This is a genomic window from Streptomyces sp. Ru71 (assembly GCF_002920535.1).
In the GTDB taxonomy this organism is placed as follows: domain Bacteria; phylum Actinomycetota; class Actinomycetes; order Streptomycetales; family Streptomycetaceae; genus Streptomyces.
The window spans coordinates 1-15,547 of the sequence record NZ_PQSS01000041.1 but is presented as its reverse complement, the minus strand read 5'-3'; the positions used below and the strand labels follow the sequence as shown (position 1 = coordinate 15,547).

The following is a 15,547-nucleotide window of genomic DNA, read 5'->3' as shown; positions in this document are numbered from 1 at the left end:
GGATGCGATGACCACCCTTGCCGATCCCGTCCCCGGCGGGCGCCCCGGCGACGTGGAACGGGCCACCGCGCTGGCCGGCGAGCTGTCCGGGCGGGGGGTCCACGGGATCGTGCTGGCCTACGTCGACACCGCCGGCGTCACCCGGATCAAGACGGTCCCGACCGGGCGGCTCGCGTCGGGCGCGGCCTGGGGCGTCGGGATGTCCCCGGTGTTCGACACCTTCCTGGCCGGGGACGGCATCGCCACCACGGACCGGCTCGGCTCCCCCGACGGCGATCTGCGGCTCTTCCCCGACCTGGACCGGCTCACCGTGCTGGCCGGTCAGCCCGGCTGGGCCTGGGTGCCCGTCGACCGGATCACCCAGGAGGGCGAGCCGCACCCCGGGTGCGGCCGGACCTTCCTGCGCCGGATCACCGCCGAGGCGGCCCGCGCCCACGGGCTGTCCTTCCGGGCCGCGATCGAGATCGAGTGGTCCGTCGGGCTGGAGGCGGCCCCGGCCGGGGAGTACGTGCCCGCGGCGACCGGGCCGGCCTACGGCGCGATCCGGCAGGTGGAGCTGGGCGACTACCTCGCCGATCTGCTGGCCGCCTGCCATGCGCAGGGCGTGGACGTCGACCAACTGCACCCGGAGTACGCGGCCGGGCAGTTCGAGATCTCCGTCGGCGCGCTCGACCCGGTCGCGGCGGCCGACCGCAGCCTGCTGGTGCGGCACACGATCCGGGCGGTGGCCCGGCGGCACGGGCTGCGGGTGTCGTTCTCGCCGGCCGTGCTCGCCGAGGGCGTCGGCAACGGCGGCCACGTCCACCTCTCGGCCTGGCGTGACGGCGTCAACCTGCACGCGGGCGGTGCGGGCCGCTACGGCATGACGGCCGAGGCGGAGTCCTTCACCGCCGGGCTGCTCGCCCATCTGCCGGGCCTGACGGCGGTGACCGCGCCCAGCCCGGCGAGCTATCTGCGGCTCAAGCCGTCGCAGTGGGCCGGGGTGTTCACCGCGTGGGGCCTGGAGACCCGCGAGTGCGCCCTGCGGGTGATCACCGGCATGGCGGGCCGCAACGCGCGTGACGCCAACGTGGAGATCAAACCGGTCGACCTGGCCGCCAACCCCTATCTCGCGCTGGGCTGCCTGCTCGCCGCCGGGCTGGACGGGCTCGGCTCGGGTGCCGTACTGCCCGGCGAGGTCACCGGCGACCCGGCGCTGCTGCCGGCCTCGGAGGCGGCCGAGCGGGGCGTGCGGCGGCTGCCGGTGTCGCTGCCGGAGGCGGTGGAGCGGTTCCGGGCAAACCGGGTGCTGCGCGAGGCGCTCGGACCGGTCCTCGCGGAGGCGGTGACGGCCGTACGGGAAGGGGAGGCCGCCGCCGTGGAGGGGCTGGACGACGCTCAGGTCGCGGCGGCCTACCGGTGGCGGTACTGACCGTGGGCGCCGTCGCCGAGGCGCTGGCCGCGCTGCCGCTGGTCGACCACCACTGCCACGGCGTGGTCGCCGCCGACCTGGACCGGGCCGGTTTCGAGGCGCTGCTCACCGAGGGCGACCGGTGGCCCGGGACGTCGTCGTTCGACACGCCGGTCGGCATCGCGGTACGCCGGTACTGCGCGCCCCTGCTCGGCCTGGAGCGGCACGCCTCGGCCGACGACTACCTGACGCGCCGGGCCGAGCTGGGCGCGCGGGAGGTGAACCGGCGCTTCCTGGCGGCGGCCCGCACGGAGGTGTTCTGCGTCGACACCGGTTTCGCGCCGCCCGGGTCCGTCGGCCCCGCCGAGGCGGGCGGGGAGGCGCAGGGTTACGAGGTGGTGCGGCTGGAGTCGGTGGCCGAGGAGGTGGCCGCGCGCGGGGTCGAGGCGGACGCCTACGCGGACTCCTTCCGCGCCGCCGCCGAGCGGGCCGTACGGCGGCCGGGCGTGGTCGCGGTGAAGTCGGTGGCGGCCTACCGCACCGGTTTCGCCCTCGACCCGGCCCGCCCCACGGACACGGAGGTCACCGCCGCGGCCCGGACCTGGCTGGCGCGCGGCGGCCGGCTGGCCGACCCGGTCCTGGTACGGCACCTGCTGTGGACGGCCGTCGACCTGGGGCTGCCGCTCCAGCTGCACGTCGGTTTCGGCGACAACGACCTGCGGCTGCACCGCTCGGACCCGGCGCTGCTGACGGACTGGCTGCATCTGACCGCGGGCACGATCCCCGTCCTGCTGCTGCACTGCTGGCCGTATCAGCGGCAGGCCGCCTATCTGGCCGCGGTGTTCGAACGGGTGTACCTGGACGTCGGCCTCACCCTGCACCACGTCGGCCCGTCCCGCGCGCGGGCGGTGCTGGCCGAGGCCCTGGAGATCACCCCGTTTCACAAGCTGCTGTACAGCTCCGACGCCTGCGGTCTGGCGGAGTTCTACGCGCTCGGCGCGCTGGCCTTCCGCCGGGCCCTGGCCGAACTGCTCGACGAGCGGGTGGCCGGCGACGAGATGAGCGCGCCGGACGCGGTGCGTGTCGCGGAGTGGGCGGGAGCACACAACGCCCGTCAGGTCTACCGCTTTTCCGGTCCCTCCTGAAAGTATGATCAAGCAATGTCTGACATGACCGAAACCACGCCCGGTTGGCTGTCCTCCGACGAGCTGGAGCAGGCGCGGGCGCACATGCCGATCCTGTACGTGGAGGCCGTGCCCGTCCGGGTCGACGACAGCGGCGAAGTCACCAGCATCGGCCTGCTGCTGCGCATCGGGCCGGACGGAACGGTCAGCCGGACACTGGTCTCCGGCCGGGTCCTGCACCACGAGCGGGTCCGCGACGCCCTGCTGCGGCACCTGGAGAAGGACCTCGGGCCGGTGGCGCTGCCCCGCATCCCGGCCTCGCTGCAGCCCTTCACGGTGGCCGAGTACTTCCCCACGCAGGGCATCACGCCGTACCACGACCCCCGGCAGCACGCGGTGTCCCTCGCCTACATCGTCCCCGTGACGGGCGACTGCCGGCCGCGCCAGGACGCGCTGGACCTGGTCTGGTTCGACCCGCACGAGGCGGCGTCACCGGGCGTGCAGAGCGAGATGCCCGGCGGCCACGGCTTCCTCCTGCGCCAGGCCCTCGCCCATCTGGGCCTGCCGCACTGATCCCGCGCGGCGGAACCGGCCCGGCCACGAGGCAGGGTGCCGCGCGGCCGGGCCGGGGGACTAGGGCTGCCTCTCGGCGAGTACGCCGAGGACCTCGGCGCAGATCGCCAGGGCGGTCTCGGCCGGGGTGCGGGCGCCCAGGTCGAGGCCGATCGGGCCGTGGATGTCCCGCAGCCGCTCGCCGTCCAGGCCCGCGGCCAGCAGGGCGGAGGTGCGGCGTTCCTGGGTGTGCCGGGAGCCGAGCGCGCCCACGTAGGGGACGCCGATGGTCAGCGCGTCGTGCAGCACGGGCACGTCGACGCCGGGGTCGTGGCTGAGCACGATCAGGCAGGCGGCTGCCGGGCGGGCGGCGAGCAGCTCCCGGGCGCGCGGGAGGTCCTCGGTGGCCGTGGCGTGCCAGTCCAGCAGCCGGGCCTGGGCCTGGAGCAGGTCGGCCAGTTCGCCGGCGCCGACGATCACCAGGTGCGGCACGGCCGGGCAGGTCTCGATCAGTACGGCGCCGTCACCGGCCGGCAGCAGCTCGCGTCCGGCCCGGTGCCGGTGCAGCAGGGCGTGCGCCTGTGCGGCGGCCGGGTCCTCCGAGGAGGCGTCGGCCACGGTGCTGACGGCGTCGGTGCGGGTGGCGTCGAGGCGGGTGAGCAGGGCGGCGTCGGCGCCCTCGGCGAGCAGTTCCCACCAGCGGGCGGGCACGGCGGACAGCGGCTGCAGCAGGATCTCCGCCTGGCCGCCGCAGGTCAGCCGCGCCTGGCGGACCTCGTCGTCGTGGACAAAGACCGCGCACACCCGGGCTCCGTGACCGGAGGCGGTGAGCGCGGCGGCCTCGTCCGCGAGCCGCCGGTCGAAGGCGCCCCGGTAGAGCGTGCCGTGGCAGCGGCCGTCCGCGTCGATCAGCAGCGCGTCGGCGGGCCGTCTGGGTCCGAAGCCCCGCTCGGTGAGCGGCCGGGCGAGCACCCCGGCCCGCCCCTCGGCGGCCCACTGCCGCGCCCTGCCGGCGAGTTCACGCATGTCCGGGTCCTCCTAGTCGACTCGTGGGCCGGCGTGCGTCCGGCCGTCCGGCCGGCCGGCCGGCGCGCACGCGTGTGCTTCCGACCGCGCCTGACGCGGGCCGCCACGGTCCGTCCGCCGGCTCGCACGGGCCGGTACGCAGGCCGGCTGGCTGGAAAGGTACGGCACCCCGCGGACACCGGAGAAGTCGTTCGCGCCCGGCACACGGGGCCCCTAGCATGCGGCCATGGCAAAGGCACCCGTTCTCACCCCCCGGGCGGAAGACTTCCCGCGCTGGTACCAGGACCTGGTCAACAAGGCCGAGCTGGCCGACAACGGGCCGGTGCGCGGCACCATGGTCATCCGACCGTACGGGTACAGCCTGTGGGAGCGGATGCAGCAGGACATGGACGCCCGCATCAAGGGCGCGGGCGCCCAGAACGCCTACTTCCCGCTCTTCATCCCCCAGTCGTACCTGACGAAGGAGGCCGAGCACGTCGAGGGCTTCGCCCCCGAGCTGGCCGTCGTCACGCACGGTGGCGGCAAGGAGCTGGAGGAGCCCGTCGTCGTCCGGCCCACCTCCGAGACGATCATCAACGACTACTTCTCCAAGTGGGTCCAGAGCTACCGCGACCTGCCCCTGCTGATCAACCAGTGGGCGAACGTGGTGCGCTGGGAGCTGCGCCCGCGCGTGTTCCTGCGCACCACCGAGTTCCTCTGGCAGGAGGGCCACACCGCGCACGCCACCTACGAGGACGCCCGGGACTACGCCGCACGCATCCACCGCGACGTCTACGCCGACTTCATGGAGAACGTCCTCGCGATCGACGCCGTGCCGGGGCGCAAGACGGTCAAGGAGCGGTTCGCCGGTGCGATCAACACCCTCACCCTCGAAGGCATGATGGGTGACGGCAAGGCCCTGCAGCTGAGCACGAGCCACGAGCTCGGCCAGAACTTCGCCAAGGCCTTCCACACCCGGTACCTGTCGAAGGACGGGCACCAGGAGTACGTGTGGCAGACCTCCTGGGGCTCCACGACCCGCATGGTCGGCGGCCTGGTGATGATCCACGGGGACGACGACGGTCTGCGCGTCCCGCCGCGGCTGGCCCCGATCCAGGTCGTCGTCCTGGCGGTCAAGGGCGACGAGGCGGTCCTGGACGCCGTCCGCGAGATCGGTGACCGGCTGCGGGCGGCGGGCCTGCGCGTGCACGTCGACGACCGCACCGACACGCCGTTCGGGCGCCGCGCGGTCGACTGGGAGCTCAAGGGCGTGCCGGTGCGCGTCGAGGTCGGGCCGCGCGACCTGGAGAACGGCACCGCGGTGCTGGTCCGCCGGATCGAGGGCGGCAAGGAGCCGACGCCGATCGGGGCGCTGCCGGAGATCCTGCCCAAGGTGATGGAGGACGACCAGGCGCTGCTGCTGGCCCAGTCGCGCCAGCACCGCGAGAACCGGACCGTCGACGTGAGCACCCTGGAGGAGGCCGTGGAGGCCGCGGCCACCGGCTGGGCGCGCATCCCCTGGGCCTCCCTCGGCCCGGAGGGCGAGGCGGCCCTCGCCGAGCAGGGCGTCTCCGTGCGCTGCCTGGTCGCCGAGGACGGCTCGGTCCCCGAGAGCGACGACCAGCCGGGCAACGTGGCCCTCGTGGCGCGCGCCTACTGACGGCTCCCCCGTGCCGCGGCCCCGCCGGAGCCTTCCGGCGGGGCCGCGCCGCGCACGGTGAACCCCCTGTTGACGAAGCGCCGTTGAGCGGTGAAGAACGGCAGTAACATGCGTCTCAAGGGCTGGCGAGCACCGGTGGGGGGACGCATGTCGGTACAGCGGGGGACCGCGTGTGTGGTCCTCGACGTCGAGACGGACACGCGGGGACCGTTACCGGCGGAGTGGACCGAAGGACCGCTGCCCGTGCCCCTGGCGGCCGGAGTGGCGGACCGGGAACGGCGGATGACCTACTTCGAACCCCGTGTCGGCGAGTCCCTGTACGGCTCGGCGGACCGCCCCTCCCGCTGGCACCGCTCCGTCACGCCTCCCCTGCCCGTCCTGGACGGCGCACCCGATGCCCCCGCGGTGGAGGCCATGGAGCTGCTGCGGCTCCCTCCCGTGCTGGCCTCGGACGCGCCCCGGCGGGCCGTGCTCGTCCTCCACCTGCGGTTGTCCGGCGCCCCGCTGGAGGACCTGCCGCGCGTGCGCGACCTGGCGGCGATGCGCGAGCGGTACGCGCGGCTGCTGCCCGCCGGCATGCGCCCGCTGGAGTCGGAGCGCAAGGCCTGGGTCCTGTCGCATGTCACCTTCGACGACGGGACTCCGCCCGAGGTGATGCCCGAGGCGTACGCCGCCTGGGGCGCACGCGACCAGTGGCTGTGGCTGCTGGCCTCGGCCACGCCCGTGGACCGCTTCCCTCCCGACCCGGAGGACGAGGAGCTGTTCGCCGGGCGGGTGCGGCTCTCCGCGGACTGGCAGGCGCTGGTGCTCAGGGACGGCGCGGCCTTCGTCGGCACCTCACCGGACCCCGGCGGTGCGGCGGGCTTCCACCCGGCGGCCGGGGTGCTCGTGCACAGCATCTACCTCGACGCCTTCCTGCTCGGCCGCCTGCAGGTGCTGGGCGTCAACCTCCTCGCCAACGCCCTGGCCGGGCTGCCCACCCGGACGGCGGAGGCCCGGCGCCTGCTCAGCCTGGAGCGCAAGCAGATCGAACTGCGCCGGGCGCTGTGGTCGTCGCACATCACCGTGCACGGCAACGGCAACGCGCTGCTGGAGCGCTTTCAGCAGCAGCACCGCCTCCCCGGGCTCCTCGCCCAGGCCGGCACGGCCCTCGCCGACGCCGCCCGCTATGTCGAGACCGCCCGGGCCCGGCGCAGCGGCCTGGCCATCGGACTGCTGTCCACGATCGGCGTGCCGTTCGCCGTGACCTACTCGGCCGGTGCCCTGTGGGGCTCGCCGGGTCCGCGGACGTTCGTGGTCTGCACGCTGGCAGCGGTCGTCGCCACCGTGGTGGTGTTCCTCGCGATCCCCGCATTACGCGGACTCGTGTCCGCCGAACTTCGAAGGCCGGAGGACTGATTACCCGTGCTCGTGACGCTCTACCGCTCGGGACCTCTCAGGCAGCGTTTGGCCAAGGGCTACACCGTGGTCGGCCGCTCCCGCGACAAGGACCGGTACCGCCCGGACGTGCGCGCGGCGATCACCGAACGGCTGGTGGCCAAGCCGCCCCGGCTGCCCACCCTCCCCGCCGGCCGGCCCCTGACGCTGCGGGCCGTGCCCCGTGCCCCGGCGGCGCTGTGGATCGACACGGGACCGGTCGTGCTGCACGACGGGCCCACACGCCGGGCGGTTGCCGCCGCGCTGAGCGAGGCCGTCGCCGTCGTCGCCGGCGCGGCGCGGCAGGCCGGCGGGCTGCTGCTGCCGAGCGGCTGGGTACCCGGCGAGGGCATCGATCCGTCCGGCGGGATGTGCGCCGACCTGCACTCCCTGGAAGTGGTCAGCGACGTCCAGCGCGAGCTCCTGTGCAACCTGCTGCGCGAGCACTCGCCGTCCCTGATCGCGCTGACCGGTCGGCAGCTGCACGGCCCGGCCGGTGCCTTACGGCGGGGTTCCGCCCGGCTCTCCCGGGCCACCGACCAGGTCGCCACCCGCTACATCGCCTCCTTCTCGCCCCAGCACGTCGACCGCGTACGGGCCGGGCTGCGGCGGGACGAACGGCTGGCCCGGCTGGAGGCCATGGACGTCAACCCGCTGGGCGAACCGGGCGTGGCGGCGGAGGGCGACGTCACCCTGCGCCTGTTCGACGCGCAGCTGTCGGTCTCCTCGGCCATGGCGCACGCGCTCCTCGCGCAGGCCCTCTCGATGCGGGTGCGGGACCTGGAGCGGACGGGCCACCGGGTGCGGTCGGTGCCGCAGCCGCTGCTGGAGCGCAACCGCTCCCGGGCCGTCGCGCACGGCCTGCTGGCGGAGTTCGACACCGAGCAGCGTCCCCCGGCGGGCGGCAACTCCTCACCGAACGGTCCGCGCACGAAGACGACCCGCACGGTCCCTGCGGTGCGGGCGGTCTCCGCGATGCTCTCCGAACTCCTGCCGTACTTCCGGCAGCTCGACGCCCACCCCGACGAACTCGCCCAGCTGTTCCTGGGATTGGAGCTCTCCACGGACGCCGGGGCGCAGGACTTCGTGCGCAACGAGAACGACCTCCTCGCCCGTTGGCACGCGCAGGACGCCGGGCTGCTGGCCGACGAAGCGCTGGCCCAGCGGCTCGGCTCGGCCGAGTGGCTCATGACGGACCACATCAGCGCCGCCAACCGGGCCCGGGCGGCCGGCAGCACCTCGGCAGCCCTCGTATGGCTCGCGGAGCAGCTCGACCCCACGCGCCCCGCCGCCGGCCGCAAGCAGAAGCCGGCCGGCACGGCGCGGAGGCCGCAGGGACGGCCGGACAAGCGGAGCGAGAGCCGGCCCGGCGGGCGGCCCGACAGCCGTGCGGGAGGCCGTACCGCACCCGCCGACGTCCTGTCCCCCGAGCAGCTCCTCGACAGGGTGGCGGACTGCGGCGGAGCCGCCGAGGAGATCGTCGCGGCCCTGCGCGCCTACTGCCGCTCCGCCAATCCGCCCGACCTGGTGCGGCCGCTGGGCCGGCGGGACCGCGAGGAGGCGAAGGCGCTGCGCCGGCTGCTGCGGCCGCGGCGGGCCCAGCAGGTCAGCTGCGACGCCCCGCTGGCGTCCTGGGAGGAGCCCGCCGCCGCCCGCGCGCTGCGCGGCGCCGGCGAGTCGGGGCTGGCGCTGCTGCACTGGGACGTGCCCGAAGCCGACCGGGGGCGGGTGCGCGCGGCGCTGCGCGCACTGGGACGGCCGCCCGGCGGTGTCCGGTTCGTCCTGCTCACCGACACCACGTACACCGGCAAGGCGAAGGATCGCCGCGGCACGGTGGAGGTTCTGCTCGTCGCGCCCGCCCGGGACAGCGACGGGAAAGCCGCCGAGGAGGCCCTCTCATGACCACGGCACACGCCGCGGGCTCCGTCCCCGTCATGCTGGATCTGCGGGCCCACCGCCGGGTGCCGGCGTCGGCCGACGGCTATGTCGAGCTGTGGCAGCGGCTGGAACCCGTACTGCTGGGCGTGGACCCCCGTTCCGGGCCCCGGATCCGCCTCGACTTCGGTGACGAGGGCGAGGTCGGGGTCTGGTTCCTCAGCCCGGCCACGGCACCCGTGCCGTTCAGCGCGGACACCCCCTTCTCCGTGCGCGGGGTGCTGGAGCCGCCGCGCGTCCGCTACCCGTGCGACACCTGCCGGGCCGCCGGGGCGACGGTCTACGCCCCGTTCCTGTGCGCCGGGTGCGGGACCAAGGAGCGGCCCGGCCGGGTGTGCGACGCCCACGCCGTCTTCCTGGACGGCGGTCTGCGGGCCTCCTGCGCCCGGCACGTCCCGGTGTGCGACTGCGGCCGCCCGGCCCGGGCCTGGTGCGGCGGCCCGCGCTGCCGGTCCGGCCGGGCGTGGTGCGAGCAGCACCTGCGTCCCCACCCGGGTGACTCCTCCGTCCTGTACTGCGCGGACTGTCACACCGACCGCTTCCCCGCCTGCGAACGGCAGGGCTGCCAGGCCACCGGGCACATCCGCTGCGAGCACCGCCTCCTGGGCGACAGCCGCGCCTGCGGCCGCCGGGTCTGCGCGGAGCACGTCACGCGGTGGCAGATCTACGGCTCGCGCAGCAGGGGGCTCGCGCTGTGCGGCCGGCACCAGGGGGTGTTGCGCGGATCCGCTCCCGAGGATCTGGTCGCCCTCATCGTGGCCGGGACCGCCGCCCGTTCCGAGACGCGGCGCGGCCCGCGGACCGGCGGGCGCCGGGCGGCGTTCCTGCCCCGCCTCGGCATCGTCCGGCACATCTTCATCAACACCTGCAACCGGGTCCTCGACATGGGGACCGTCGACGGCCTCTTCGTCGGGCTCCAGCAGGACCTGCGGCGGCGCGGCAAGGGCGGGGGTCACCTCGTCGAGACGGCGCTGCGGCTGCTCGACGAACAGGCGGCCGCGCGCCGGGAGGACGTGCAGCGCTTCCGCGACAGCCACGAGGAAGGGCGCGGCCACTTCGCGCGGCTGCGGACGCTGCTCCAGCAGTCGGGCAGGCACGAGCTGGCGGACGCCGTCACGTTCTCCGACTACCGGCGCAAGAGCAACATCCTCTTCGTCCGGGTGCCTCCGGAGCTGCGCAGCCGGTTCATCGGCACCCAGGGAGCGGTGGTGAAGGAACTGCGCACGCGGCTCGGTATCAACATCCAATTGGAGCGGGAATGAGTCTCCTCGGTTTTACGCCGGACAACACGCGGCTGATCACGGCGACCGGGCAGGGGCTCGTGGGCGGCAACCGGCTGGCCCTGTCGGCGCGGCGGCTTTCCGCGGAGAGCGCGGGCGTCCTGCTGCCGCAGCGCGCGGGCGACGACCGGTCGCCGGCGGTGCGGCTCGTGCCGGTGCCCGATCTGCCGGAGGATGTGCTGGTCGTTCCGGAGCCGCTGGCCCTGGAGTACGGGCTCGCGCAGGCCCCGTGGAGCGTGCGGCCCGCCGAGGCGGCGGTGCCGGCGGCGGTGGAGCTGGAGTCACCGGCCGAGCTCTCCCTGGACGAGGCCACCCGGCGGGTACGGAGTTCTCCGCTGCTGTGCGGCCATGTCTTCCGGTTCGGCGACGGGCAGGGTCAGGGCGACGAGTGGATCGACGTCGGCGGGCACCCGTTCCGGGTGCGGTCCGTCACCGACCGTTCGGGACAGGCCCTGAGCGGTCTGCTGCGGATCACCGAGCAGACCCGGTTCAGCGTCTTCGCGCCGGGGGTGCGCAGCGCCGTCGACATCGTGGTGCTGGCGGACTGCAGCGGCTCGATGGGGGCCAACGACATCCCCGACGTGCGCGAGGGGCTGCGGATCCGCCGGGATCTGCGGGTGACCCGGATGGACGCGCTCAAGCGGGCCCTGCGCACCATGATCGACGCCCGCGCCCAGGTGGACGGCCTGGTCACCCGGTTCGCCCTGGTCCGCTTCGACCTCACCACGCGCGTCCTGTTCCCCGCCGGGGACGGCATGGCCGAGGTGACCAACGCCCCCGGCGACCGCAGTCTGGAGCAGTTGCGCGGGGCGGTCACGCTGCTCAAGCACGGCGACCAGGCCACCGACATCGGCAAGGCGCTGCACACGGCCGGTGAGCTGCTCTACCGGCACGGCGTCCCCGACAACGACAAGCTGATCGTCCTCGTCAGCGACGGTGCGCACTGGGCGCCGATGAGCGAGGACCGCAGCGGGGAGTCGGTGCACGGCACGGAGGACCCCGTGTCGACCATGGAGGAACTCCACACGGAGCTGGGCATCCGGCTGCACGCCGTCGGCATCAGCGACCAGACGCTGTTCGCGCGCTGGTGGGACGACTACTGCCGGCAGCAGGGGATGCGTGCCGAGCCTCCGCACCATCTGGTGCCCAACCACGAGCTGCTGGGGCAGCTCGTCGACGTGGCCGGCGGCGACCGGCACCGCATCGGCGGGGTCGAGGTGCTGGAGGAGTACTTCGCCGAGCTGGGCAGCGGAGTCGTACGCTCGGTCGGCGGTCCGGCAGCGGCCCGGCTGCCCGCGCTGCAGATCGACCCCGCCGCGGTCGCCGCCGCGTCCCGGCGCACGGTCGTCGACCCGGCGCGGCAGCAGGGGTGGGAGACGCGGGTGGAGAAGCTGCTCGCGCTGTATTCGGAGATCTGTACGGCGTCCGTCCCGCGTCTGGGGTACGGGCTGTTCCAGGCGGCGCCGCCGGGCCTGCTGCAGCGGCTGCGGCGGATCGCCGTGACGCACATGGACTTCGTCGCCTGGCTCGCGGCCGCCGACCAAGTGATCTACGAGCGCATGCACGACTCCGTCCGTATCAAGAACGACGACCCGAAGTACCCGCAGACACTCCCCGTGCCCGAGCTGACGACCCCGCTGTGGGACGGGCGGCTGTACCAGGTGCACGGACTGCGGAACTTCTTCCTGCACAACCCGGAGCACGAGATGCGCAAGGAGAAGCAGAACCGGCAGGTGGGGGAGGTGATCCTGAAGCACACCGGCAAGTACGCGCTGAGCGACGACGACGCCGAGGGCTGGCAGCGGCTGCAGTCGGGCCTGCTCGGCAACATCACCGCGGTGCTCGGCGAGATCCTCGACCTGCTGGTGTCCCCGCCCGTCCGGCCGGAGCCTGCTCCGGCCGGTCCCGAACCCGCCGCCCCGGCCGCGGCCGCTGAGCCCTCGGGGGTACGTGTGGTGCACCAGGGCTGGGAGTGACCGGCGCGGGCCGGCGGACGCGGACCGGCCACGCGGTGCAGCAGCGCGGCCGGTCCTGCTACCCGCGCCGGCGGAACAGCGCCGCGAGGAGCCGCACGAGGGCGGACCACCAGCCGGCCCGCCCCTTGTCGGCGGCCGCTGCGGCAGGCGGGGCCGCCGCTCCTGCCGCCGGTCGCGCCCTCCCCGGTCCCTTCGGTTGCGCCTTCGCCTTCGCCTTCGCCGCGACCTGCGCCTGCGCCTGCTTCTGCGCCTGCCGCTTCGCCTTCCTCTTCTTCTTCTGCCGGGCCAGGTGCCGCTCGGCCGTCACCCGGTGGGACGTGTACCGCAGCACATGCGCCACGTTCTCGGTGAGGGCGGGGGTCGGGCCCGCTCCCGGCAGCCACGCGGCCGCGGCCAGGAGGAGCTGCGCGTCCCCGTCCTGCCCCGCCTCGCGCAGGTGGTCCACCAAGCCCTGGACGTCCCGCGGGCGCGCATGCGCGGCGGCGTACAGCACCGCCACGGCGCAAGGCCGCCGGCCCCGGCGCCGTAACTGGTCGTAGACCTCCAAGGCCCGCTGCCGGTTTTCACCCACCTGGGACAGGGTCCGGATCAGCAGCCGGCGGTCCTGGGGACCCGGGATCTGCATCAGCACCTTGGTGGTGCGCGCCGGGCCGCTCAGGAAGAGGCGTGAGATCGCCCGCCGCAGCTGCTGGTCGTCGCCCTGCGCCATGGCCTTGCGCAGGAAGGCGGCCTGTTCGGCGGCCGAGCCCGGGAGGGTGGTCTCGTGGGCCGGCACCTTGCGCTGCGGCTTCGGGGCCGCTGGCCGGGGTTTGCTCTTCGCCGGGCCGGCCGGCGTCTCGCGCGGGGGCGGGAGGTGCTTCGCCGGTGGGGCACCGTGTTCCACGGGCAGTGCGGGCGGGCGGCCTGCCTGCGGGAGGGCGCCGTGTTCGACGGGCAGCACGATCTTCTGAGCGTCTCCGGACGACTGTGCCGGCGGTTTCGCCTTCCGCCCCATCGCCTCACGTCCCTCCCGGCGCGCGCACGTGGCGACGGCCAACCGCTGCTGACGACACGTCAAACGTTCGAGGGGCCGTTCCAGATCCCTCTGAAACGGCCCCTCGTCTGCGACTCACACGTCGGGACGACAGGATTTGAACCTGCGACCCCTTGACCCCCAGTCAAGTGCGCTACCAAGCTGCGCCACGTCCCGTTGCCCTCTGACCTGGGGTTTCCCCCGGCCGTACGGACAGGGAAACAATACCGCACTCGCACCGGTGGTCGCGCGCCCCTTTACCGCGGGCGGCCGGGGCCGGCCTTGACCCCAAGTCCGCTTGAGGTTGCACGCTCATCGGTATGACGATCACCGAGAAGGACGTCCGTACCTATGGCTACGCCGATCTGCCCGCTCTGATGGGGCTGATGACCGGCGACGAGAAGCACGGGCCCGCCGCCACGTCCACACTGGACGTGCTGTGGGTGCTCTACGACCGGGTGCTGCGGGTCACGCCCGAGCGGCTCGACGACCCGGGACGGGACCGGTTCCTGCTGTCCAAGGGGCACGGGCCGATGGCGTACTACGCGGTGCTGGCCGCGAAGGGGTTCGTGCCGGTGGAGTGGCTGCCCGCCTTCGGGTCGTACGACTCGCCGCTCGGGCACCACCCGGACCGGATGCTGGTGCCGGGTGCCGAGATCGGCAGCGGCTCGCTCGGGCACGGGCTGCCGATCGCCGTGGGCGCCGCGCTGGGGCTGCGCGCGCAGGGGCTGCCCGATCCGGCGGTGTGGGTGCTCATCGGGGACGCCGAGCTGGACGAGGGCAGCAACCACGAGGCGATCGCGTTCGCCGGGCCGGCCGGGCTGGACCGGCTGCACACCGTGGTGATCGACAACGCCTCCGCCAGCCATGCCCGGCCCGGCGGGATCGCCGCCCGGTTCGAGGCGGCGGGCTGGTCCGCGGTGACGGTGGACGGCCGCGACCACGACGCGCTGTACGCCGCCTTCACCACACCCCACCCGGGCCGCCCGCACGTCGTGGTCGCCCGTGTCGAACCGAAGAACGCCTGAGCCCGCGAGGAAGGAAGATCCGATGGAAACCATGCGTGAGCGGTTCGCGCCCGTCATGACCCGGCTGCTCGACGAGGACCCGCGGGTCGCGGTCGTGCTCGCCGAGATCGGCAAGGCCGACTTCGCCGAGGCGATGCGCCGCCACCCTGACCGGGTGGTCAACGTCGGCATCCGCGAGCAGCTGCTGGTGGGCGCGGGCGCCGGTCTCGCGCTGACCGGGCTGCGGCCGGTGGTGCACACCTTCGCCAGCTTCCTGGTCGAGCGGCCCTTCGAGCAGGTCAAGCTGGATCTGGGGCACCAGGGGCTCGGTGCCGTGCTGGTCAGCGCGGCCGCCTCCTTCGACTGGCCGGCGGGCGGCTTCACCCATATGGCGCCGGGGGACGTGGCCCTGCTGGACACGCTGGACGGCTGGACCGTGCAGGTGCCCGGCCATCCCGACGAGGCCGAGACCCTGCTGCGGCACGCCGTCGCGGCGGGCGACGACAAGGTGTACGTGCGGCTGTCGGTGCAGGCGAACGCCCAGGGGCGACCGGTGGACGGGCAGCGGTTCCTGACCGTGCGGGTGGGGCGCGCGGGCGTGGTCGTCGCCGTGGGGCCGATGCTGGACGCCGTACTGGAGGCGACCGAGGGTCTCGACCTGACCGTGCTGTACGCGACGACCGTGCGGCCCTTCGACGCGAGGGCGCTGCGCTGGGCGGCCGACGTGGCCCGGCCGGACGTGGTGCTGGTCGAGCCGTATCTGGCCGGCACCTCGACGGCCGCGGCGAACGACGCCCTCGCCGACCTGCCGCACCGGGTGCTGGGGCTCGGCGTGGGGCGGCGCGAGCTGCGGCGCTACGGGACGATCGAGGAACACGTGACCGCGCACGGGCTGGACGCGCACTCCCTGCGGGAACGGATCACCGGTTTCCTCGGGGCCGGGCCGGTTGTCTGACGCGGCAGCGTGCCGGGCCGCCCGACGCTGCCGACAGCCACATGCCGCAGCCGGGCTGCCGCAACCGCATGCCTCGTGCCTGGCTGACGCAACCGAATGCCCCGACCGGGCTGACCAGCCGATGCCCGGCCCGCGCCTGACCAGCCCCGGAGGAGGGCAGGCCCGCCGGCGGGAGCGACGACGCCGGGCGGGGTCACCGTGCCGCCGCCGGCTACCGGGTTACCGGCCCGCCGGG

Annotated in this window: 12 protein-coding genes and 1 tRNA gene; 10 read left to right on the top strand and 3 right to left on the bottom strand. The window is 74.4% G+C overall.

The window, feature by feature from the left end:
* Positions 1-7: 7 nt before the first annotated feature.
* From C3489_RS23025 to C3489_RS23015, 3 genes are read left to right on the top strand one after another with little or no spacing between them, the layout of a single operon-like run.
* A complete protein-coding gene (locus C3489_RS23025; RefSeq protein WP_103783942.1) occupies positions 8-1,411 on the top strand; it encodes a glutamine synthetase family protein in 1,404 nt (467 codons plus the stop codon).
* Entirely contained in the window at positions 1,408-2,535 is a 1,128-nt protein-coding gene (locus tag C3489_RS23020; RefSeq protein WP_103783983.1) for an amidohydrolase family protein, read from the top strand. Before C3489_RS23025 ends, C3489_RS23020 begins: the two co-directional genes overlap by 4 nt.
* Before the next feature lie 24 nt (positions 2,536-2,559).
* Complete coding sequence (locus tag C3489_RS23015) at positions 2,560-3,087, top strand: NUDIX hydrolase family protein (RefSeq protein WP_181139805.1); 528 nt, start codon at positions 2,560-2,562, stop codon at positions 3,085-3,087.
* Between the two features lie 60 nt (positions 3,088-3,147).
* Here the strand turns inward: C3489_RS23015 and C3489_RS23010 are convergent, their stop codons facing one another.
* A complete protein-coding gene (locus C3489_RS23010) occupies positions 3,148-4,092 on the bottom strand; it encodes an XdhC family protein (RefSeq protein WP_103783940.1) in 945 nt (314 codons plus the stop codon).
* A 226-nt stretch (positions 4,093-4,318) separates the two neighbouring features.
* On the opposite strand from C3489_RS23010, the gene proS reads away from it, so the two are divergent.
* The 5 genes from proS to C3489_RS22985 all read left to right on the top strand — a co-directional run bounded on the left by proS (position 4,319) and on the right by C3489_RS22985 (position 12,338).
* Positions 4,319-5,731 (top strand): proline--tRNA ligase, encoded by a 1,413-nt coding sequence (proS, locus tag C3489_RS23005; RefSeq protein ID WP_103783939.1) that lies wholly within the window; start codon positions 4,319-4,321, stop codon positions 5,729-5,731.
* Between the two features lie 243 nt (positions 5,732-5,974).
* The gene (locus C3489_RS23000; protein WP_258054912.1) at positions 5,975-7,129 is read left to right on the top strand and encodes a hypothetical protein; all 1,155 of its coding nucleotides are present in this window, start codon (positions 5,975-5,977) and stop codon (positions 7,127-7,129) included.
* A gap of 6 nt (positions 7,130-7,135) precedes the next feature.
* A complete protein-coding gene (locus tag C3489_RS22995) occupies positions 7,136-9,049 on the top strand; it encodes a hypothetical protein (protein WP_103783937.1) in 1,914 nt (637 codons plus the stop codon).
* The gene (locus C3489_RS22990; RefSeq protein ID WP_103783936.1) at positions 9,046-10,344 is read left to right on the top strand and encodes a hypothetical protein; all 1,299 of its coding nucleotides are present in this window, start codon (positions 9,046-9,048) and stop codon (positions 10,342-10,344) included. Before C3489_RS22995 ends, C3489_RS22990 begins: the two co-directional genes overlap by 4 nt.
* Entirely contained in the window at positions 10,341-12,338 is a 1,998-nt protein-coding gene (locus C3489_RS22985) for a vWA domain-containing protein (RefSeq protein WP_103783935.1), read from the top strand. The genes C3489_RS22990 and C3489_RS22985 overlap by 4 nt, the downstream gene beginning before the upstream one ends.
* 58 nt (positions 12,339-12,396) lie before the next feature.
* Here C3489_RS22985 and C3489_RS22980 read toward each other — a convergent pair whose 3' ends face one another.
* Positions 12,397-13,278, bottom strand: a complete 882-nt coding sequence (locus C3489_RS22980; protein ID WP_146075345.1) for a hypothetical protein — start codon at positions 13,276-13,278, stop codon at positions 12,397-12,399.
* 175 nt (positions 13,279-13,453) lie between these two features.
* Positions 13,454-13,527, bottom strand: a tRNA-Pro gene (locus C3489_RS22975).
* Between the two features lie 143 nt (positions 13,528-13,670).
* On the opposite strand from C3489_RS22975, the gene C3489_RS22970 reads away from it, so the two are divergent.
* Both C3489_RS22970 and C3489_RS22965 read left to right on the top strand, forming a co-directional pair.
* On the top strand, positions 13,671-14,378 hold the full coding sequence (locus tag C3489_RS22970) for a transketolase (protein WP_103783933.1): 708 nt from the start codon (positions 13,671-13,673) through the stop codon (positions 14,376-14,378).
* Between the two features lie 22 nt (positions 14,379-14,400).
* Positions 14,401-15,312, top strand: a complete 912-nt coding sequence (locus C3489_RS22965; protein ID WP_103783932.1) for a transketolase family protein — start codon at positions 14,401-14,403, stop codon at positions 15,310-15,312.
* Positions 15,313-15,547: the final 235 nt, after the last annotated feature.